24 protein-coding genes are annotated in these 19,144 nt (G+C 34.9%); 11 read left to right on the top strand and 13 right to left on the bottom strand.

What is annotated here, in order from left to right:
- Position 1 precedes the first annotated feature (1 nt).
- On the top strand, positions 2–700 hold the full coding sequence (locus tag EZ428_RS16820) for a LytR/AlgR family response regulator transcription factor (protein WP_131554351.1): 699 nt from the start codon (positions 2–4) through the stop codon (positions 698–700).
- A gap of 50 nt (positions 701–750) precedes the next feature.
- Here EZ428_RS16820 and fbaA read toward each other — a convergent pair whose 3' ends face one another.
- Positions 751–1,830, bottom strand: coding sequence for a class II fructose-bisphosphate aldolase (gene fbaA / locus EZ428_RS16825; protein ID WP_131554352.1), 1,080 nt, complete (start codon positions 1,828–1,830; stop codon positions 751–753).
- 208 nt (positions 1,831–2,038) lie between these two features.
- On the opposite strand from fbaA, the gene accD reads away from it, so the two are divergent.
- The 7 genes from accD (at position 2,039) to EZ428_RS16860 (ending at position 6,270) form a co-directional block, all read left to right on the top strand.
- The gene (gene accD, locus EZ428_RS16830; protein ID WP_131554353.1) at positions 2,039–2,884 is read left to right on the top strand and encodes an acetyl-CoA carboxylase, carboxyltransferase subunit beta; all 846 of its coding nucleotides are present in this window, start codon (positions 2,039–2,041) and stop codon (positions 2,882–2,884) included.
- A gap of 304 nt (positions 2,885–3,188) precedes the next feature.
- Positions 3,189–3,953, top strand: a complete 765-nt coding sequence (gene map / locus EZ428_RS16835; protein ID WP_131554354.1) for a type I methionyl aminopeptidase — start codon at positions 3,189–3,191, stop codon at positions 3,951–3,953.
- A 10-nt stretch (positions 3,954–3,963) separates the two neighbouring features.
- On the top strand, positions 3,964–4,326 hold the full coding sequence (locus EZ428_RS16840) for a VOC family protein (protein ID WP_131554355.1): 363 nt from the start codon (positions 3,964–3,966) through the stop codon (positions 4,324–4,326).
- A gap of 37 nt (positions 4,327–4,363) precedes the next feature.
- Positions 4,364–4,648 (top strand): hypothetical protein, encoded by a 285-nt coding sequence (locus tag EZ428_RS16845; protein WP_131554356.1) that lies wholly within the window; start codon positions 4,364–4,366, stop codon positions 4,646–4,648.
- A complete protein-coding gene (locus EZ428_RS16850; protein ID WP_131554357.1) occupies positions 4,629–5,027 on the top strand; it encodes a hypothetical protein in 399 nt (132 codons plus the stop codon). The genes EZ428_RS16845 and EZ428_RS16850 overlap by 20 nt, the downstream gene beginning before the upstream one ends.
- Positions 5,028–5,065: 38 nt before the next feature.
- Positions 5,066–5,794, top strand: coding sequence for an N-acetylmuramoyl-L-alanine amidase (locus tag EZ428_RS16855; protein WP_131554358.1), 729 nt, complete (start codon positions 5,066–5,068; stop codon positions 5,792–5,794).
- A gap of 11 nt (positions 5,795–5,805) precedes the next feature.
- Complete coding sequence (locus tag EZ428_RS16860) at positions 5,806–6,270, top strand: YciI family protein (RefSeq protein ID WP_131554359.1); 465 nt, start codon at positions 5,806–5,808, stop codon at positions 6,268–6,270.
- Positions 6,271–6,415: 145 nt separating this feature from the next.
- Here EZ428_RS16860 and EZ428_RS16865 read toward each other — a convergent pair whose 3' ends face one another.
- The 6 genes from EZ428_RS16865 to glmM all read right to left on the bottom strand — a co-directional run bounded on the left by EZ428_RS16865 (position 6,416) and on the right by glmM (position 13,359).
- On the bottom strand, positions 6,416–7,420 hold the full coding sequence (locus tag EZ428_RS16865; RefSeq protein WP_131554360.1) for a cytochrome d ubiquinol oxidase subunit II: 1,005 nt from the start codon (positions 7,418–7,420) through the stop codon (positions 6,416–6,418).
- Between the two features lie 2 nt (positions 7,421–7,422).
- The gene (locus EZ428_RS16870) at positions 7,423–8,760 is read right to left on the bottom strand and encodes a cytochrome ubiquinol oxidase subunit I (protein WP_131554361.1); all 1,338 of its coding nucleotides are present in this window, start codon (positions 8,758–8,760) and stop codon (positions 7,423–7,425) included.
- Between the two features lie 187 nt (positions 8,761–8,947).
- Positions 8,948–9,847, bottom strand: coding sequence for an MBL fold metallo-hydrolase (locus tag EZ428_RS16875; RefSeq protein ID WP_131554362.1), 900 nt, complete (start codon positions 9,845–9,847; stop codon positions 8,948–8,950).
- Between the two features lie 60 nt (positions 9,848–9,907).
- Entirely contained in the window at positions 9,908–10,117 is a 210-nt protein-coding gene (locus EZ428_RS16880; protein WP_131554363.1) for a hypothetical protein, read from the bottom strand.
- Between the two features lie 696 nt (positions 10,118–10,813).
- Complete coding sequence (locus EZ428_RS16885) at positions 10,814–11,962, bottom strand: cysteine desulfurase family protein (protein WP_131554364.1); 1,149 nt, start codon at positions 11,960–11,962, stop codon at positions 10,814–10,816.
- Between the two features lie 8 nt (positions 11,963–11,970).
- Complete coding sequence (gene glmM, locus EZ428_RS16890) at positions 11,971–13,359, bottom strand: phosphoglucosamine mutase (RefSeq protein WP_131554365.1); 1,389 nt, start codon at positions 13,357–13,359, stop codon at positions 11,971–11,973.
- 170 nt (positions 13,360–13,529) lie between these two features.
- Here glmM and EZ428_RS16895 point away from each other — a divergent pair, with 170 nt between their 5' ends.
- From EZ428_RS16895 to EZ428_RS16905, 3 genes are read left to right on the top strand one after another with little or no spacing between them, the layout of a single operon-like run.
- A complete protein-coding gene (locus EZ428_RS16895; protein WP_131554366.1) occupies positions 13,530–14,261 on the top strand; it encodes a class I SAM-dependent methyltransferase in 732 nt (243 codons plus the stop codon).
- Positions 14,258–14,821 (top strand): phosphatase PAP2 family protein, encoded by a 564-nt coding sequence (locus EZ428_RS16900; protein WP_131554367.1) that lies wholly within the window; start codon positions 14,258–14,260, stop codon positions 14,819–14,821. Before EZ428_RS16895 ends, EZ428_RS16900 begins: the two co-directional genes overlap by 4 nt.
- A 1-nt stretch (position 14,822) precedes the next feature.
- Positions 14,823–15,548 carry a ZIP family metal transporter gene (locus tag EZ428_RS16905; RefSeq protein ID WP_131554368.1) on the top strand — a complete coding sequence of 242 codons (726 nt, stop codon included), beginning with the start codon at positions 14,823–14,825 and terminating at the stop codon, positions 15,546–15,548.
- Positions 15,549–15,551: 3 nt separating this feature from the next.
- On the opposite strand, the gene EZ428_RS16910 is transcribed toward EZ428_RS16905, so the two are convergent.
- From EZ428_RS16910 to yajC, 6 genes are all read right to left on the bottom strand, one after another.
- On the bottom strand, positions 15,552–16,004 hold the full coding sequence (locus EZ428_RS16910; RefSeq protein ID WP_131554369.1) for a MarR family winged helix-turn-helix transcriptional regulator: 453 nt from the start codon (positions 16,002–16,004) through the stop codon (positions 15,552–15,554).
- Positions 15,964–16,179, bottom strand: a complete 216-nt coding sequence (locus tag EZ428_RS16915; RefSeq protein ID WP_131554370.1) for a DUF5522 domain-containing protein — start codon at positions 16,177–16,179, stop codon at positions 15,964–15,966. The genes EZ428_RS16910 and EZ428_RS16915 overlap by 41 nt, the downstream gene beginning before the upstream one ends.
- Positions 16,179–17,135, bottom strand: a complete 957-nt coding sequence (locus EZ428_RS16920) for an MBL fold metallo-hydrolase (RefSeq protein ID WP_131554371.1) — start codon at positions 17,133–17,135, stop codon at positions 16,179–16,181. The genes EZ428_RS16915 and EZ428_RS16920 overlap by 1 nt, the downstream gene beginning before the upstream one ends.
- Before the next feature lie 24 nt (positions 17,136–17,159).
- Complete coding sequence (gene coaE, locus EZ428_RS16925) at positions 17,160–17,750, bottom strand: dephospho-CoA kinase (protein ID WP_131554372.1); 591 nt, start codon at positions 17,748–17,750, stop codon at positions 17,160–17,162.
- On the bottom strand, positions 17,750–18,697 hold the full coding sequence (locus tag EZ428_RS16930; RefSeq protein ID WP_131554373.1) for a CdaR family protein: 948 nt from the start codon (positions 18,695–18,697) through the stop codon (positions 17,750–17,752). Before EZ428_RS16930 ends, coaE begins: the two co-directional genes overlap by 1 nt.
- Before the next feature lie 70 nt (positions 18,698–18,767).
- Positions 18,768–19,097, bottom strand: a complete 330-nt coding sequence (gene yajC / locus EZ428_RS16935; protein ID WP_131554374.1) for a preprotein translocase subunit YajC — start codon at positions 19,095–19,097, stop codon at positions 18,768–18,770.
- Between the last annotated feature and the right edge of the window lie 47 nt (positions 19,098–19,144).

Consider the following 19,144-nt stretch of genomic DNA (forward strand, 5'->3'; position numbering starts at 1 on the left):
AATGAATTGCATTTTAGTTGATGATGAGAAACCTGCGCTAGAATTATTAGAGGACAATGTTAAACAAATACCTTTTTTAAATCTAATAGCCACTTGCCGTAATCCCTTACAAGTAGCCGACCTACTAGAAAAAAATGCTATTGACTTGATTTTTTTAGATATACATATGCCAAGCATTAATGGGCTTGAATTACTAAAAACAATTAAAAATCCGCCAATGATTATTCTAGTTACTGCCTATGAGGAATATGCAATAGATGGTTTTAATTTAGATGTAGTAGATTATTTGGTGAAGCCAACTCCATTTAATCGTTTCCTAAAAGCGGTAAATAAAGCCCAAGAACTTCATTTGAGCAAACAAAAGAGAGTTTTACCAGAAAATGATCATGTATTTGTAAATGCAAATTATTCATTAATAAAAGTAAAGATACAGGACATTGCTTTTATTGAAGGACTTAAAGACTATGTGAGAATTCACCTAACTACAGGTAAACCGATAATCACAAGATTAGGACTAAAGGGACTAGAGGAAAGATTAGGTGCAAGCAAATTTATCCGTATCCATAAATCTTATATTATTGCGTTAGATAAAATTGAATCGATTCAAAAAACCCAATTGGTTGTAGCTGGAGAAGAAATCCCAGTGGGCAATGGTTATCGCGATTTACTATACGAGTATATCAATCACAAAAACTTATAAAAAAGGGCTTCACTTTAAAATGAAGCCCTTTATACTTTTTGTTAAGTTGCTTACAACTTATCGTTTGCGTTAATGCAATTTAAATCTTCAAAAGCACCTGTTAAACGTTTAACAAATTCTTCTTCACCTTTGCGTAACCAAACACGCGGGTCATAGTATTTTTTATTTGGCTTATCATCTCCATCCGGATTACCAATTTGACCTTGCAAAAATGCTTCGTTCTTTTTGTAATAATCTAAAATTCCTTGCCAAAATGCCCATTGCATATCAGTATCAATATTCATTTTAATTGCACCGTAAGAAATAGCCTCTCTAATTTCTTCTTGAGATGAACCAGAACCACCATGAAAAACAAAGTTGATAGGTTTCTCTGCTGTTAAACTATATTTTTCTTTGATATAATCTTGAGAATTCTTTAAAATGATTGGTTGCAATTTAACGTTACCTGGTTTATAAACACCATGAACATTACCAAAAGCCGCAGCAATTGTAAAACGGTCACTTACTTTGCTCAACTCATCATAAGCAAAAGCAACTTCACTTGGCTGAGTATATAATTTCGAGCTATCTACATCACTATTGTCAACACCATCTTCCTCACCACCAGTTACACCTAATTCAATTTCAATGGTCATTCCCATTTTCGCCATGCGTTTAAAATATTCAACGCATATTTCCATGTTTTCTTCAATTGGCTCTTCAGAAAGGTCCAACATGTGCGATGAAAATAAAGGTTTACCAGTTTCAGCGAAGAATTTTTCGCCATGCGTTAAAAGACCATCAATCCATGGCAACAATTTTTTAGCCGCGTGGTCTGTATGCAATACTACTGCAACACCATAATGCTCTGCCAATAAATGAACATGTTTAGCCGCAGAAACCGCACCTAAAATACACGCATTTAAATTATCGTTATTTAAAGTTTTACCTGCGTAAAACTGTGCACCTCCGTTAGAAAGTTGAATCATTACAGGCGAATTTACTGCCTTTGCAGTTTCCATTACCGCATTAATGGTATTGGTTCCTGTAACGTTTACTGCTGGTAATGCAAATTGATGTTTCTTAGCCTGCTCAAACAAATCTTGTACAGCAGCCCCGTAAATTACGCCTTTATAGCCTTTTAAACTCATTTCTATTTAAATTTGATATGTCGAAGTTATAAAAAAAATCAACAAAAACTACATTTTTTACCTAAGTGTACTTTTTACAATAACTAAGTGTATTTTTAACAATAACTAATTAAATTTTTTATCAAATTCCCCAAAACAGTTCCACAAAAACAGGTGTTATTGTTAAAAAATTTTTCGTTTCTTTGTACTCGCATTTTTAACTAGTAACATGGCTTGGTTTAAGAGAGAAAAAAAAGGTATCAGTACTACAACACAAGAAAAGAAAGAAGCACCAGATGGATTGTGGAATAAGTGCCCTAACTGTAAAAAAGCACTGCACAGCGCAGATTTAATAGAAAATAAATACGTTTGCCACTATTGCGATTATCATTTAAGAATTGGCTCTAAAGAGTATTTCCAAGTTCTTTTTGACGATAATCAGTTCACCGAATTGTTTGCCAACCTAACTTCTGGCGACCCATTAAAATTTAATGACAATAAACCTTATACCGAAAGAATAGTAGAAAGTCAGGCTAAAACTGGCTTAAAAGACGCTATTCGTGCCGCTCATGGTAAAGTTGATGGCCAGGAATTAATGGTTGCCTGTATGGATTTTGCCTTTATTGGAGGTTCTATGGGTTCGGTTGTTGGAGAAAAAATTGCTCGTTCTATCGATTACAGTATCAAAAACAAAGTTCCATTCTTAATGATTTCTAAATCTGGTGGAGCTCGTATGATGGAAGCAGCATTTTCATTAATGCAAATGGCTAAAACATCGGCTAAATTGGCTTTGTTAAGCCAGGCAAAAATTCCATATATATCTTTATTAACAGACCCTACAACTGGCGGTGTAACAGCTTCTTATGCTATGCTTGGCGATATTAACATTGCCGAACCAGGCGCTTTAATTGGCTTTGCTGGTCCACGTGTAATTAAAGAAACCATAAAGAAAGATTTACCAAAGGGATTTCAAACTTCAGAATTTGTATTGGAACATGGCTTTTTAGATTTTATTGTTGATAGAAGACAAATGAAAGCTAAATTGGCTACATTCTTGAAAATGATGAAAAATTAATTAGCTAATTCACTAATTGGCTAATTAGCTAATTGTTACGAAAAGCAGGGTTCGAAATTCTTAGGAATGTCAGCCCTGTTTTTTTGCTTTACTCCTCCCGATGAATCGGGACCAGTGTTCGCGTCAATCCCTGTCAGCCTTTGGATAAAGGTTATTACACATAGATCTGTGTAACTATTTGGGGTTTCTTTGCAAATGCAAAAAACATTTAACAATCGGATTATAAAGACTTATATTCGTTTATAACCGATAAAACGGATTATTTCGTAATATTTGAGCTTAACATTATACCAATTAAAAAACCATGTCAATAACACAAGAATCAGAGTTAATAGGGATGAAAAAGGCAAGCGAAGCGGTTGCCTACACTTTGAAGGAAATGAGAAATTTTGCCCAAGCAGGTATGTCAACAAAGGAATTGGATAATTATGGTGGACAAATCTTGAATGATTTAGGCGCAAAATCAGCACCTTATTTAACCTATGGTTTTCCTGGTTGGACATGCATAAGCGTAAATAATGAATTTTGTCATGGCATACCTTCAGACAAGAGCATACTTAAAGAAGGAGATTTAATTAATATTGATGTTTCAGCTGAATTAGGTGGTTTTTGGTCTGACAATGGAGGCTCATTTGTAATTGGTAATGATGTAAACCAGCACCAGAAATTAGTTGAGGCTTCAAAACAGATTTTACACAAAGCAATTCATCATATAAAAGGCGGAGTTCGCATTGCGGACATTGGTTTCTTAATTGAAACTGAAGCTAAGAAAAGAGGTTACAGGGTCATTAAAAACTTAACAGGACATGGTATTGGGAGAAGTTTGCATGAAGCACCTAACGAAATAGCGAATTATAGAGATAAATATAATTTAACAAGGTTTAAGAAAAACTCAGTGGTTGCAATTGAAACATTTATTTCTACAACTTCTACTTATGCCAAAACCTTGCAAGACGGCTGGACAATGGTAGGCAATATGGGTGGTTTTATGGCGCAACACGAGCATACTATTGTGGTTACCGATGGTAAACCAATCATATTAACAGCGATGAATGAAATATGGAATTAATCATGATACAATGAAATTCGAAAAACTAGTCCCCAACATCTTTTATACAGACATAAAAGATGGTTTAAGAATGTTTGTTGATTGCCTTGGTTTTACCGTTGGCCATACAGATTTAAATTCACAACAACCCTTATGCGTTTTAGATAAAGATGGCTTGAGAATAAATCTTTTTCAAAGTACTAAATTTGCTAAGGAACATCATCCAGAATTCAGGTTAGAAACTAAAAACATTGAAGAAATTTATCAAAAAGTCTCTCAATCACATCCAGAATTCCTACATCCAAATCTTAGTAAAATCACACTTCGACCTTGGGGTGCAAAAGAATTTGCCTTGATGGATAATCAAGTGGGGATTATTATTCAGGAGTGGTAGATAAAGTAAATTTAGCCGCTAATTAATCATTGAAAATATGACGGAAATAGAAATTAAGGAAATAGAAGACCGTTATAAATTGGCTTCACCTGGTCCATGGAAATCTTTAATTGAAGGACGAGATGTCGAAAGTGGAGACAGTTTTATAATGACAGGTATTGCTGAAGGCGAAGATATTTGGAGTGAAAAAAGAGACGAAGATATTTATTTGATTGGCGCAACAACTGCAGATCAAGACTTTATTGCACATGCTAGGCAAGATATCCCGAAATTACTTTCTGAAATTAAGAGACTTAAATCAAATGATACATCAGCCATATGAAAATCGAGTAAAACACAAAGCAGATTTTAGAGTAAAATATAAGTTCAAAAGACCTGAAGACGGTGGTAGGCATACAGGAGAACCTCGTCAAGGAATTCGTTCAGATTTCTCATATGCCGAAGAGACAGGAAATGGGATGTATATGATTTGGCCAGAATTTGAGGATGAAAATGGGAATGTGTTACTTTATAACGACAAACCAGTTCCCAATTCAGGAACTGCAAGAATGTGGATAATTAATAATGAAATGAGACCTTTTCACTATGAAAAAATTAAAGTTGGGGTAAAAGGACATTTTAGAGAGGGAGGTTTATTCTCAGCAGATTGCGAAGTTATTCAAATATTAGATTTGAAAACAAACCCTACAAAATTTAAATAGTTGATAATTCATATATTTAATCTAACAAATCACCCAAAATGAAGAAACTATTTCTATCCATATTCGGTTTAATTCTGCTTTCTAGTTTTACATTCATTGATATAATTAAAAAGAAAGCAGTTGTAGTTTGGCAACCTTCTCATCAAACAGATACAGGTGTAGATTTTAGTGAAGCCAAAACATGCAATGGCATTGTTGAAGCAGCAATGGTTAGTAAACCAAAGCTAAAAGAATATAAAGTTTGGAGTTTGGGTCAAGAAAACTTGCACCATCCAAATGTGGGAAGTAATACGATTATTGAACATACTTCAGCAGTAATAGATGGTAAGATATCTGGTTATGCTTATGAATTGCAGGAATCTAACAAAAGAAAACCAGATGTTTTTATAGCGGTTCATAATAACGGAGGTACCAAACGCAATGCGATTTGGGGTTTTATTCATGATGGCGACCAATATGAGGCAGAGAACAGAGAGTTGGCGGCAAGATTAATTGCTGCAGTGAGTGCCGTGACCACGCTTGAAAATAGAGGTGTGCAATTAGATAGCTCAACAGGGAGAAATGATTACACTTGCAAAAGTACCGGCAAAAAAGCCTTTTATAGCCTCGATGAGCATATCAATACTGCCAAGTATCGTGTACTTTTAGAAGTTGGAGATAATGGAGTTAGTAAAGAATTTTTAGAAAGCCCTGTTAATCAGAAAAAAATGGGTGAAGCTATAAAAGCTGAATTGGTAAAATGGTTAACCGAAAAAAATCTAAACTAATATAAATCAATATGAAAAAAATTACGCTTTTAATATTTTTATTCTGCGTATCATTAATTGTTAACGCACAAGCTCAAAAACCAAATCCAGATTACGATGCTGCACTAGCTAAACAATATGAAGCAGATGATTATGGAATGAAGATGTATGTTTTGGTTATTTTAAAAACTGGCTCTAACACTACAGAAACCAAAGCCAAAACAGACAGTCTTTTTGCTGGTCATATGGCAAATATGGGCAGACTAGTAAAAATAAATAAATTGATTGTAGCTGGGCCGATGGGTAAAAACGATAAAAACTATAGAGGTATATTCATATTAAACACTAAATCTTTAGATGAAGCAAAAGAATTACTAAAAACAGATCCTGCTGTTAATGCGAAAGTATTAGATGTAGAAATGTTTAACTGGTATGGTTCTGCTGCCCTCGCTGCCTATTTAACTGCAAGTGAAAAAGTAGGGAAGTTTAAATTTTAACTAAAATTCTCAGAAAGATTTGTCATTCTGAGCCTGCAAAGAATCTAACTAAATAGATTCCTCCGAAGTCGGAATGACAAAAATTATTTTTCTTTGCGTTCTTAGCTTCTTTGTTCCAAAGGAACTCCTATGGAGCGGTTAAAAACTACTCTTCCTTTTGCTGAAACTTATAAAACAAGTATCCTAAAAAAGGCAAAATTAAAAAACTACCTAGTACCAACGCCCAACCTAAACTTTCTACCGTTTTAATTGGCGCTATGCTTTCGTAAAGTGAAATAGTGTCTCCATTTTTTAATCGGATGAAATTTGGAAAATGAGCATAACTAATCGCCACCAAAATCATGGTAACCTGAAAGCCAGCTAAAATTCGCAATACTTTTGTTTTGCCTTTTAACAACAGATACCATAATAAAACCAGAGATAAACTGGCTAAAATTACAGCTAGTAATGCCACATCATTTTGAAATACCCAAGTCATTAAGGGTACATCCTCAAAATAGGCTGCAGTAAAAACCATCGCACCAAAAACTACAGCCCCAACATTCATGAATTCTGCTTTTTTGATGAAGCGCTTTTTATCTTCATCAGCCTTGCTCTCTCCTATTAAATAAATTGCGGCCAAAAAGCCACAAAGCGTTACTGTAAACAAGCCAACTGCAATAGAGAACCAATTTAGCCAACTGTAAACATAAGCACTTACAAAGTCTGTGGCTTGTGTATCTATCTTGCCCGAAAGCACGCTTCCCGCAATGATGCCTAAAAACAAAGGTGTAATGAAACTAGAGTAAATGAAAATCTTATTGTAAACTTCCTGCATTTGGTCTTTAACTGCATCGTAATGCCTAAATACAAAAGCTGTTCCCCTTGCTATAATTCCAATTAACATAATGGCTAAAGGAATATGCAGGTAAACCGACATCGTTGTATATATTTTCGGGAATGCAACAAACAAAATAACAATGGTAATAATTAACCACATGTGATTAGCCTCCCAAACTGGACCAATGGCTTGGTTCATCGTTTTACGTGTCTTACTTCTATTTTTTTGAGAAGTAAACAGTTCGATAATTCCTGCTCCAAAATCGGCTCCGCCTAGTAAAAAGTAAAGCAAAATAGCCAAGCACAAAAAGATGATGATTACATAATCCATAATTAATTTGCTTTAGCTTGAGTAGAAACTATTGGTTGACTATATAAAGTAGGCACCATTTTTATTTGTCGGTACAACAAAAAGATAACAATGATATTTAACGATGCATAAATAGCTGAGAATAGGTAAAATGACCAAGCAATTCCTGGCATTGGCGTAACGGCATCCTTAGTACGCATGACACCATAAATTATCCAAGGCTGCCTACCAACCTCTGTAACTACCCAACCTGCTTCTAAAGCGATGTAACCAAGTGGTATCGCGAGCACAAATAACTTTAATACCCACCTCCTATCCAATATGGATTTTTTACGTAAAAGAAGCGCAAAGTAAATCAGCGAAATCAGTACTAATAAACTCCCAATGCCTACCATGATCTGAAAAGCATAATGAGTTACCGCAACTGGTGGGTGTTCATCTACAGGGATTTTATCCAAACCTTTTACCTCCGATTTAAAATCTCCATAAGCTAAGAAACTTAAAGCACCAGGGATTTCAAGGGCATATTTAACTGTTTTAGTTTTTTCATCTACAATACCACCAATTAATAAAGGTGCAGGTTTTTGAGTTTCATATAAAGCTTCCATCGCTGCAAGCTTAGCTGGCTGTCTCTTTGCTACGTCTTTTGCAGAAATATCTCCACTTATGGGTTGCAGAACAGCACAAACCGTAGCAAAAGTAACGGCAATTTTAAACGCTTTATAATGGAAATCTGCATTCTGTTTTCTTAAAATCATTAAGGCGTGTACACCGGCTACTGCAAAACCAGTAGCGGTAAATGCTGCCAAACACATGTGCAAAGCCTGACTAAACCAAGCCTTATTGAACATTGCTGCAATTGGGTCTATGTTTAAATATTCGCCGTTTACAAAATCAAAACCAGCCGGACTGTTCATCCAAGCATTTGCAGCAACCACTAAAATTCCTGATGCTAACCCACTTACACCAACCACTACACCTGTAAACCAATGAAACCATTTATTGAGTTTGTTCCAACCGTACAAGAAAAATCCTAAGGCAATAGCTTCAATGAAAAAGGCGGTTCCTTCCAAAGAAAATGGCATCCCGAATATCGGTCCGGCGTGCTCCATAAACTTTGGCCAAAGTAAACCCAATTCAAATGAAAGCATTGTTCCAGAAACTGCTCCAGTTGCAAAAAAGATAGCTACGCCTTTGCTCCAAGCTTTGGTAATATCTCTATAAACTTCATTTTTGGTTCTTAACCATTTGTAATGCGATACAGCCATAAAAAATGGCATCACCATACCAATACATGCGTAAATAATATGAAAGCCTAAAGACAAGGCCATTTGGGAGCGGGCGGCTAAAAAATCATCCATAGAAAAGGGATTTTGATAGAGCAAATATACCCGATAGAATTTTGAATTCTTTAGCTATCAGCAAAATAGCAAGGAAAATTTTAATAAAGAATGTTTATGAATTACGATTCGATAAAAAAGAAAGCCACAGATTCGCAGATTATTTATTATAAAATCTGTTAATCTGTGGCTGTCAACATAAAATAGTTTAGCCAGTTGTCAATTCCGTATAAGCTGCAGTTAAACTACGTACAATACCATCGCCTTGCCACTCTGGTGCACCTGGAATTGTAGTTGCTTTTAAAATTTCTTCTTTGGTTTTACCAGCTTTCATTTCGGCTTTTACAAAAATCATCAGACTTTCTAAATAGTTTCTAAATGCTTTTACATTTTCTTTATCACCCACCACTTTTTCAGGGTCTAAACTATGTCCAGTAATTACGATGGTATCTTTGTCGAATTGATTATAAATTTTATCTAATGCAGTAATCCAGTTACCAATATGAGCACCATTTTCTTTGTCTATGTATGGGAAGCGGCGATTAAATACTAAATCGCCAACGTGAACAATGTTTGCATTTTCGAAGTGATAAACCACATCGCCATTGGTATGACCAGAACCATAATAATAAGAACTGATTTTTTCTTTCCCTACTGGCGCTTTCCATCCTTTACCAAAAGTTACATCAGGAAAAAGTTGTTTATCTTCAGTTTTAGCTTTTTCTGCAGCTAACTTCATATTTACTAACGCATTCTCGTGTGCAACTACGTGTTCTGCCAAACCTTTAAAAGCAATGTTCCCTGCAGTATGATCGCCATGATGGTGCGTATTCAATAAATACTTAAATGGCTTTTCTCCTAACTTTTTCAATTCCTCTATTACGTGTGGTGCAGAAGCAGGAAACTGTGAATCTACTACCACGAAACCACTCGAACCATTTAACCAAGCGATAGTCCCACCTTGTTCGGTAAAGATACCAACATCATTTCTTAAGGCTTTAAACTGATAAGCTCTACCAAAATCTGTATTGGCAAAAACATCACTTTTGTAAAAGGCAAGCACTGCTGCTGCCAATACCGAGTTTTGAATAAATTTTCTTCTTTCCATAATAGGGATAAATTAAAAAACCACGAACTATGTCGTGGTCTAAATGTAATAAATTTTAGGTTAAACTCCGCTTCCAGGTATGGTACCAGGTTCGTGACCATCTCCAAAAGCATTACTCGTTCTTCCGTGCTTCTTTGTGAAATCGCTAGTAACTTTTGATGAAGAGTTTTTCTCTACATTCTCTTCGTTTCTAGGTGTTTCTTGATTTGTATCTGTTACGGTTGCATCTTTTTTAATAGCACTCCCGTCTTTTTTTTCATTCGTTTCCATAACATTTGTTTTTAATAGATATGCTTAAATAACAATGGATGAAATGTTTTGTTTGTGGCATTTTATTCTCCATAGTTGTTGTGGCTCTATCATCAAAAAAGATAATTTATGTTTATTTGAAAAGCAAATGATAAGCAGTCGTTATCTTCAGTCCTATCCCAAAGGGACTCCATTGGAGCCAATGCTGCAATCTATTTTGTTATGCGTCATTTCGACTGCAAGGAGAAATCGGTAAAACAGCAGCACCAAATTAACAGATACCTCAATCGTTCCTCATTTCGGCACGACGCTGAGCAAAAACAAAAAAGATTTTCGCCTATGTCAGCCTGCCTGCCGGACAGGCAGGGTTTAGGATATGCAGGTTTGTGCTACTATTTAGGTTTACGCCTAGCAGTTGCCAAGAACCACCACCTTTGTTAATTAAACCCGATTGAAGCGGAAAATTTTGTCATCCTGAGCCAAGACCACATTGAGCTTGCCGAAGTGTCGAAGGACAAAATTTATAGCGAAAAGCGGGACTGTATTTGCGATGAAATGTTACCATTCTTTTTCAAAACAACTTAACTATTGATTGGTGAGGACACTAGCCAAGGAGCTTAAAACCAACACTGTTTTCCCAATAAAAAAGCCTCAACAATTATGTTAAGGCTCTAATTCGGCTTGTGAGCACACCAACCAAGGAATATATGATAAAAATTAAGCTAAAGCATTTTGCTTAACCACCATTTTAACTTTTTCTAAAACGTAATCTAAATCTTCTTTTGTAGTAAATTTACTGAAAGAGAAACGTACAGAAGGCCGATTTGGGTCGGCTTTGATGCCATTTAGAACGTGAGAACCAATATTTGAACCAGATGAGCAAGCGCTTCCGCCAGATGCGCAAATACCGTTAATGTCTAAATTAAATAATAACATATCTGCCATATCCATTTCTGGGAATGAAACATTTAGCACAGTATAAAGGCTTTTAGCAGCTTCGGTTTCGCCATTAAAACCAATACCTGGAATTTCAGCAATCAATTGTTCTTTTAAATAATCTTTTAGACCTTGGATATAGGTTTGATGTTCATCCATTTCTGCATAAGCAATTTCCAATGCCTTTGACAAACCAACAATTCCGTAAACATTTTCAGTTCCACCACGCATGTTACGTTCTTGAGCTCCACCGTAAATCATTGGTGGAATTTTAATATTGCTATTCACATATAGAAACCCAACACCTTTTGGCCCGTGTAGCTTATGCGCTGCACAAACTATAAAATGAGCTTTTAGTTTACGTACATCATGCGGATAATGTCCCATGGTCTGCACTGTATCAGCATGATAAATTGCATTGTATTTTTCGCAGATATCACCTACTTTTTCCATATCTGTTAAAGTACCCAATTCGTTATTGGCATGCATTAGCGATACAAAAGTGCGGTCGTTGTTCTGTAATAATTCTTCTAGGTGATTGTAATCGATGTTACCTTTTTCATCGATATTTACAAAACTTAACTTATCTATCACACCATCCTTTAACAACATAGCTAGCGTATGTTCTACAGCATGATGTTCTATTTTAGAAGTAATTGCATGTTTAATTCCATAAGCAGAAATACCGCAGCGAATTGCTGTATTATCAGCTTCTGTACCACCAGAAGTAAAAAATATTTCTGATGGAGATGCATTTAATAAGCTAGAAACTGTTTTTCTTGCCTTCTCTACTAATGTTCTTACCTCTCTACCTAACGAATGAATAGCAGATGGATTACCATAAAAGTTCTCCATTACATTAGTCATTTCTGCTATTACAGCTTTATCTAATGGCGTAGTTGCTGCATTATCTAAATAAACACGTTTCATTGGCTTTATTAGTTAAGTTGTAATATTTCCTTAATGTCTGAAATGATTTTATTAGCTAGATTTTCTGCTACGGTTTCATTTTCTGCTTCACTATAAATACGAATAATTGGCTCTGTATTTGACCGGCGTAAATGAACCCACTCATTAGCAAAATCAATTTTTAAGCCATCTATAGTACTAGTTTGCTCATTTTTATACTTCTCTTGAACCTTAACCAATAAACTATCGATATCCATTTCTGGGGTTAAGGTGATTTTATTTTTTGAGATATGGTAAGCAGGGTAAGTACTACGTAAACGTGAAATAGTAGTGCCTTCTTTTGCCAAATGCGATAAAAATAAAGCAATACCAACTAAAGCATCTCTACCGTAATGTAATTCTGGATAGATAATTCCGCCATTTCCTTCACCACCAATTACAGCGTTTGTTGCCTTCATTTGGTTTACTACATTTACTTCACCAACTGCTGAAGCATTGTAGGCACTACCAGATTTTTCGGTTACATCTCTTAAAGCACGAGTTGATGAAAGGTTTGAAACTGTATTACCCGGTGTGTTTTTAAGTACATAATCTGCAACAGCTACTAAAGTATATTCTTCGCCAAACATTGTTCCATCTTCGTTAACAAAACAAAGTCTATCTACATCAGGGTCTACAACAATTCCTAAATCTGCTCTTTTAGCTTGAACAACTTTTGCTATCTCAGTTAAATTTTCTGGTAACGGTTCTGGATTGTGAGGGAAATCGCCATTTGGCTCACAGTATAACTCATAAACCGTTTCCACTCCTAAGGCTTTCAGCAAGGCTGGAATAAATATTCCGCCAGTAGAGTTTACACAATCAATGGCAATTTTAAAATTAGCTTTTTTAATAGCTTCAACATCAACCAATGGCAATGCTAAAATTACATCGATATGTTTCTGTAAATAAGTGTCGTTAGCAACAACTTTACCTAAATCATTCACATCTGCAAAAGCAAAATCAGCATTTTCAGCAATTTCTAAAACTTCTTTTCCATCTGCATCATTAATAAATTCGCCTTTTTCATTTAATAATTTTAAGGCGTTCCATTGTTTCGGGTTATGACTAGCGGTAAGAATAATTCCACCACCAGCATTTTCCATCGGAACGGCAATCTCTACAGTTGGAGTTGTAGATAAACCTAGGTCTATTACCTCTATTCCTAAACCCTGAAGTGTTCCGATTACCAAATTATTAACCATCTCTCCCGAAATACGAGCATCACGGCCAAGTACAATTTTTTTGTTTTGAGTTTTGTTAATTACCCAAGAGCCATAAGCTGCTGTAAATTTAACAATATCGATTGGGGTTAATCCATCGCCAGATTTTCCGCCAATAGTCCCTCTAATTCCTGATATAGATTTTATTAAAGTCAAGTTTTATAAATTTTTTCAAAAATAATAAAAATTTAAGGAAAGGGTTGTATTAAAATGCACATCCAAGTAATTTTTAAAGCCTTTTTAAACAGCTTAAAAAATTAAATTCATCGCCGTTGAAATTCAAAATACTATATTTGTTCATCACAAAACGTTAACTCCTCAGCGTAATGCAGCGAAAATGGTTTCAATATTGGTTTAATTCTCCTTATTATCACATACTTTACAGTCAACGTAATGATGAGGAGGCAGAGTTTTTAATTGATAACCTTTCTGCATACCTTACTCCAAAAAAAAATAGTCGGATTTTAGATATTGCTTGTGGTAGAGGTAGACATTCTATTTATTTGAATAAAAAAGGGTATGATGTTACTGGGATAGATCTATCTGAGCAGAGCATTAAATATGCACAACAATTTGAGCAGAAAAACCTCCATTTTTACGTACATGATATGCGTAAGCTATCGTATATAAACTATTTTGATTTTGCCTTTAACCTATTTACCAGCTTTGGATATTTCGATACGGAAAAAGAACATGTTAACGCTTTAAAAGCTTTTAGAAAAGGGTTAAAAGAAGATGGGACACTAGTTATTGATTATTTTAACACGCAAAAAATCATCAAAAACTTAACCAATCAAGAGACTAAAACAATAGATGGTATCGAATTCCATTTACATAAGTTTGTTTCTGAAGGGAAGATTATCAAACACATCAACTTTGAACATAAATTAAAGGTTTATGCTTTTGAAGAGCGTGTTCAGGCTTTTTTCTTAGCAGATTTTGAAAGAATGTTAACTAAAAGTGGATTAATTATAACTGAAACTTTTGGCAGTTATGCCTTAGCACCATTTAATGAAATAAAATCAGACCGTTTAATACTTGTTTGTAAAAAAGCATGATAGCAGAGTTACAACAGTTTGATACAGAATTATTCCTTAAAGTTCATCGTGGTTTAAGCAATGGGTTTTTTGATTGGCTAATGCCCTTGGTTAGGAATCGTTTCTTCTGGGCACCGCTTTACCTATTTATCATCGCCTTTTGTATTAGACAATATAAAAAACAAGGGCTCATTATGATTGGGATGATCCTGGTTACATTTGCCATGGGCGATTTAATTGCATCTAGAATCATAAAACCTAATGTGGCAAGAATTAGACCTTGTAATGAAATTAGGTTGGCAAACAAAATCATTCATCGTGTTCCTTGTGGTAGTGGATACAGTTTTCCATCATCGCACGCTACCAATCATTTTGCTATTGCCATTTTTCTAATTGGCTTATTTTACAAAAAATGGAAACCCATTTTACCATTAGGTTTAGGATGGGCATTTTTAATTAGCTTTGCACAGGTTTATGTTGGTGTACATTATCCAATAGACACTTTTGCAGGAGCCATTTTAGGAACCTGCATAGGCTTATTTACATTTTATCTTTACAAGAAAATAAAACCTATCACATAAAATGGAAATCTGGAAATTCCTTGTTTTATTTTGCTGTGCACTTTTTGGAGGCTTAGCTATCTTTTTGGTAAAAAATGATAAGTCTCAATTATTAAAATTGATTTTATCTTTTAGTGGCGCCTATTTATTTGCCATAACAGTTTTACACTTAATTCCAGATGCCTATAGTGGAACTGACAAGGAAGAAATTGGTATTTTTATCCTGATTGGCTTTCTATTACAGATATTCTTAGAGCAGTTTTCTGAAGGTGTAGAACATGGACATATCCACAAACATCATGATGGCCATGCTTTTCCGTGGGGCATTATGATTAGTTTATGTTTACATGCTTTTTTAGAGGGAATGCCATTGGCTAAAGACCAGAATAACGAATTGATTTTTGGGATTTCATTACATCATATTCCTGCTGCCTTTGCCTTAGCGAGCATTTTAGTTCAAAATCATTTTAAACCTAAAGGAGTTGTTTTATACCTAATTATTTTTGCTATCATGGCACCTGCCGGATATTATTTTAGCATTAGCTTAAGCAATGGTAGCATTAGTGGAATGGAACCTTATTTTAACAAGGTAATGGGAATTGTGATAGGTATATTTTTACATATTTCTACCACAATCCTCTTTGAATCTAGCGCAGACCATAAAATTAATAAGCGCAAAATGTTAGCAGTTTTATTGGGAATTGGCGTTGCCTTAACTGGCTTTTTTGCTGCTGGGCATAGCCACTAATAACTAGCCACGCATTTTATCTAATAAGGCATTTAATTGTTCAGCTTCTTCAATGGTAATATTTAGAGCAATAAACTGAGAAAAATCAATTTCCTTATCCATCTTTTTTAATAAGGCTAATCCCTTGTCTGAGATAACGACATCAACAGCACGTTTATCGTAACTATTCGTTGATTTTTCAGCAAAACCTTTCTGAATTAATCTATCAACAATTCTAGAAGTGTCGCTCATTTTATCTAAAATCCTATTTTTAATAAGATTAACCGTTGCAGGACTCGGGTATTGACCTCTTAAAATCCTAAGTACATTATATTGTTGGGTGGTAATATCAAAAGGTGTTAAGACATCTTTAACTTTTTGATTACTCCAATGATAAGTGAAAATAACGTTTACTAACGCTTGTTGAAAAACATTCTCAAATTTTGAAGTTTTTACTTCTTTTTGTAGTTGGACCATTAGTGCCTGCTTTGTTAATTGATGGTTTTGGGGAATTTTGTCCATTATCTTTCCCATAATTCCACGGACAATGTTTGCATTTGTTCTTACAGCAATACCCTCTTTTAAGGTGATATGCTGCCGTAAAAACCATTAGACCTTGGTCATTGAAATAATAATCAACTCCTTCTTCCATCAATTGAGCAATTTAACTACCAATTTAGAAGCAAAGTGAGATTGCAACTGTGTGCCACTTCCATGGGTTGTCCAAACCTCACGTGGCTCTACCTCTTCTATCGTTTTTAATATCGCTTTCCAATCAACATGATCAGAAATATATAATTGAACTTCGTTGTTATTTTGTAAATGTTTCCAACCTGTGGCAAAAATCCTTACCACATTTATGGCTTTAATGTAGCTATGATAAACCATTGGCGGAACAATATAAATCATATCCGTTTGGTTGTTTTTCATTACTTTCCTATCATAAACTTCGTACTTACCTAAATCGACACCTAATTGCTCGTAAATTTTAACAAATGGCACAATACCATGATGAACCAAAATTCTTTTTTGCGGGCAATGCTGATTAATCATGGAGATTAACCTTTGACTTTTGCCCAGTGCGTAAGAGCCCAACATGATATTTGGCTTAACGCCATTTAGCTTTTTGATTTCTGCAATTGCATCTGGATGTTCAGTTGCGGGATTTGCAAAAGTAGTTTCAGTAATTAAAACATCAGCTTTAATGAACTCGATTGGCTCACAAGTAGAATCTTCCTCTAGCTTATAATCTCCTGTATAAAGATATTTTACGCCCTTATATTCCATTAAAACCAGTGCGGAACCTAAAATGTGCCCAGCAGGATAAAAACTTATCTTAACTCCGTTTAAATTAAATACTTCCTCAAAAGACTTGATGAAGAAATCGCCTGCAGCGAACTTTTTATAACGATGTTGCATAAACACCGCAGTGGCTTTGGTGCAATACACATTTTGATTACCCCCAACTGCGTGGTCTCCATGTGCATGAGAAATTACAGCATCAGTAAATGGCTCTTTTGGGTCTAGGTAAAAATTACCATAAGTGCAAAATAAGCCTATTTTAGTTTGAACGATAAAATCGTCTATAATTTCTTTTTGGTTTAACATAATGATGATAAAGCAGCTTAATGATTATTGGTTCAAAAACTGCTGATGTAAATCTAAAACCTGCAAAATAACAGATGTATTTTCCGTATTATCTATAAAATAATCAGCCATTTTAGCTTTTTGCTGGTCTGTGAATTGTTTGTCTATTCTTGCCTGAACTTGTTCGGCAGAAACAGCATCACGCTGCATAACCCTGCTTATTTTCAATGTTAATGGTGCCGTTACTAAAATGTTTTTATCGCACATTTTGTAAGAACCACTTTCAAATAACAAAGCTGCTTCTTTTAGCGTATAAGGAACCGATGATGGAATTGCTAACGCCCATTTATCAAAAGCCCTAAATACTGCGGGATGCACTAAGGCATTGAGTTTATCAAGTTCTAACTGATTATTGAATACGATACCAGCAATGTGTTTATTGTTTAATATGCCGTTCTCAAAATAGCTTTCTTGACCAAAGGTTGATTTAACACCATCCATCAAAATCAAATCTGTAACCATCAATTGCTTGGCAACTGCATCAGCATAAAAAACAGGAATGCCTAAAGTTTCGAATACTTTACAGACCGTGGTTTTTCCACTTCCAATTCCACCTGTAATTCCAACCTTGAGCATTACTTTTCTATAATAAAATTGATTTTATTTGGCACTACTTTTACCAATTTACAATAATCTGGGAAACGCTTAATTTTAACTGTAAGCTTATGATGTCCAAGAATTTTCCATTCATTGATATCAACAATAGCTTCGATAAAATCTTCATCTACCTCTTGATAGCTCGATAAGGCAACCATAAAAGTTACTGCTATCTTTTTTGGGTATAGCTTAATATCGAAAAAATCATTATTGTTAATTACCCTTAAAGGAACTTCTACCGTTTTCTCAGTAAACTCATCAACCTTAACCTTAACACCTACGCTAGAGGGATAAATGCTGATGTTGTTTGAACTATTCTGTTTTAAAGCAATTCTTGTACTTGTTGAATTTTGTAAATCAGCTAGTTTTAAGGTATCTGTGTACCATTCATTAATCTTAGCTAATTCTTCTAGTGGACCAGAAATATTAACATAAGAAGGGGTTAATCGAGTTTGACTAGAAAGACCATATTGCTTAATGAAACTAAACTTAGACAACAATTTAACAGGCACTCTTTTGCTTGTTCTTTTCGAAAAATCAAAATAAAGTGTATCTGGTTTAACTGAAATAATCTTTTGTGAAGTTTCGAGTTGTTTATTTACCTGAAATAACTGCTCAGAGAAAAGGATAAAATTGCGATTGTTTAACTTTTCTAAACTAACTGTTATAGACTGGGGGTTTATCCGTAACCTAGAAAAAAGCAATTGCCAACCTGTTCCCTCTACCTGAAGGTCAACAGCATCTGGTTGTAATGCCTTAAACGCTTTTTTCTGGGGTTCATTTATATAGACCAATTGTGTTTTAGCGGTATATACATATTTGTTATTAAGCGCCATAAATAACCAAGCCGCCACTGCAAAACCTACGCAGATAATGAGCTGCATGAAACGTTTTCGTTCTATCTTAGTTAATTTTATAAGTGGCATTGCGTAAAATTACAAAAAAAAGCCGCTCTCCCGAAATTGAGGAAGAGCGGCTTTAATAGTCAAAATCTAATTAAGCTTTTGTAGCTGGTGGAGTTGTAGCTGCTTTTGTAGCATCTAATGAAACAGCCGATTTATCAAAACGAATTTTTGTTCCGCCTTCAACCTCAATTAAAAAAGTTGTATCGTTTGCGCCCACAATTTTACCATGAATACCTGCAGTAGTAACGATTTTATCGCCAATACCTAAGCTTTCTACTAATTTTTTGTGGTCTTTAGCTTTTTTTACCTGTGGTCTGATCATGAAAAAGTAGAAAACTACCATGATTGCACCCATCATTATCAAAGTACGGTAATCGAAACCTCCAGCTGCCGCTGCGTCTAATAGTATTGTTGATGTCATTATTTTATATTTTATTGTTTGTTAGATATATTGTTGAGTTGTAATTT

This window comes from Pedobacter frigiditerrae, assembly GCF_004331645.1.
Taxonomy (GTDB): domain Bacteria; phylum Bacteroidota; class Bacteroidia; order Sphingobacteriales; family Sphingobacteriaceae; genus Pedobacter; species Pedobacter frigiditerrae.

Excerpts from the sequence above, each read along its gene's own strand:
- EZ428_RS16820 (WP_131554351.1), top strand. The coding sequence starts at position 2 with ATGAATTGCATTTTAGTTGATGATGAGAAACCTGCGCTAGAATTATTA.
- fbaA (WP_131554352.1), bottom strand. The coding sequence starts at position 1,830 with ATGAGTTTAAAAGGCTATAAAGGCGTAATTTACGGGGCTGCTGTACAA.
- EZ428_RS16930 (WP_131554373.1), bottom strand. The coding sequence starts at position 18,697 with ATGCCACTTATAAAATTAACTAAGATAGAACGAAAACGTTTCATGCAG.
- EZ428_RS16865 (WP_131554360.1), bottom strand. The coding sequence starts at position 7,420 with ATGGATTATGTAATCATCATCTTTTTGTGCTTGGCTATTTTGCTTTAC.
- EZ428_RS16875 (WP_131554362.1), bottom strand. The coding sequence starts at position 9,847 with ATGGAAAGAAGAAAATTTATTCAAAACTCGGTATTGGCAGCAGCAGTG.
- EZ428_RS16850 (WP_131554357.1), top strand. The coding sequence starts at position 4,629 with ATGATACATCAGCCATATGAAAATCGAGTAAAACACAAAGCAGATTTT.
- EZ428_RS16905 (WP_131554368.1), top strand. The coding sequence starts at position 14,823 with ATGGAAATCTGGAAATTCCTTGTTTTATTTTGCTGTGCACTTTTTGGA.
- map (WP_131554354.1), top strand. The coding sequence starts at position 3,189 with ATGTCAATAACACAAGAATCAGAGTTAATAGGGATGAAAAAGGCAAGC.
- EZ428_RS16885 (WP_131554364.1), bottom strand. The coding sequence starts at position 11,962 with ATGAAACGTGTTTATTTAGATAATGCAGCAACTACGCCATTAGATAAA.
- EZ428_RS16860 (WP_131554359.1), top strand. The coding sequence starts at position 5,806 with ATGAAAAAAATTACGCTTTTAATATTTTTATTCTGCGTATCATTAATT.
- EZ428_RS16880 (WP_131554363.1), bottom strand. The coding sequence starts at position 10,117 with ATGGAAACGAATGAAAAAAAAGACGGGAGTGCTATTAAAAAAGATGCA.
- EZ428_RS16915 (WP_131554370.1), bottom strand. The coding sequence starts at position 16,179 with ATGGAAGAAGGAGTTGATTATTATTTCAATGACCAAGGTCTAATGGTT.
- EZ428_RS16870 (WP_131554361.1), bottom strand. The coding sequence starts at position 8,760 with ATGGATGATTTTTTAGCCGCCCGCTCCCAAATGGCCTTGTCTTTAGGC.
- EZ428_RS16920 (WP_131554371.1), bottom strand. The coding sequence starts at position 17,135 with ATGTTAAACCAAAAAGAAATTATAGACGATTTTATCGTTCAAACTAAA.
- EZ428_RS16900 (WP_131554367.1), top strand. The coding sequence starts at position 14,258 with ATGATAGCAGAGTTACAACAGTTTGATACAGAATTATTCCTTAAAGTT.
- EZ428_RS16845 (WP_131554356.1), top strand. The coding sequence starts at position 4,364 with ATGACGGAAATAGAAATTAAGGAAATAGAAGACCGTTATAAATTGGCT.
- EZ428_RS16840 (WP_131554355.1), top strand. The coding sequence starts at position 3,964 with ATGAAATTCGAAAAACTAGTCCCCAACATCTTTTATACAGACATAAAA.
- EZ428_RS16855 (WP_131554358.1), top strand. The coding sequence starts at position 5,066 with ATGAAGAAACTATTTCTATCCATATTCGGTTTAATTCTGCTTTCTAGT.
- coaE (WP_131554372.1), bottom strand. The coding sequence starts at position 17,750 with ATGCTCAAGGTTGGAATTACAGGTGGAATTGGAAGTGGAAAAACCACG.
- yajC (WP_131554374.1), bottom strand. The coding sequence starts at position 19,097 with ATGACATCAACAATACTATTAGACGCAGCGGCAGCTGGAGGTTTCGAT.
- EZ428_RS16895 (WP_131554366.1), top strand. The coding sequence starts at position 13,530 with ATGCAGCGAAAATGGTTTCAATATTGGTTTAATTCTCCTTATTATCAC.
- accD (WP_131554353.1), top strand. The coding sequence starts at position 2,039 with ATGGCTTGGTTTAAGAGAGAAAAAAAAGGTATCAGTACTACAACACAA.
- EZ428_RS16910 (WP_131554369.1), bottom strand. The coding sequence starts at position 16,004 with ATGGTCCAACTACAAAAAGAAGTAAAAACTTCAAAATTTGAGAATGTT.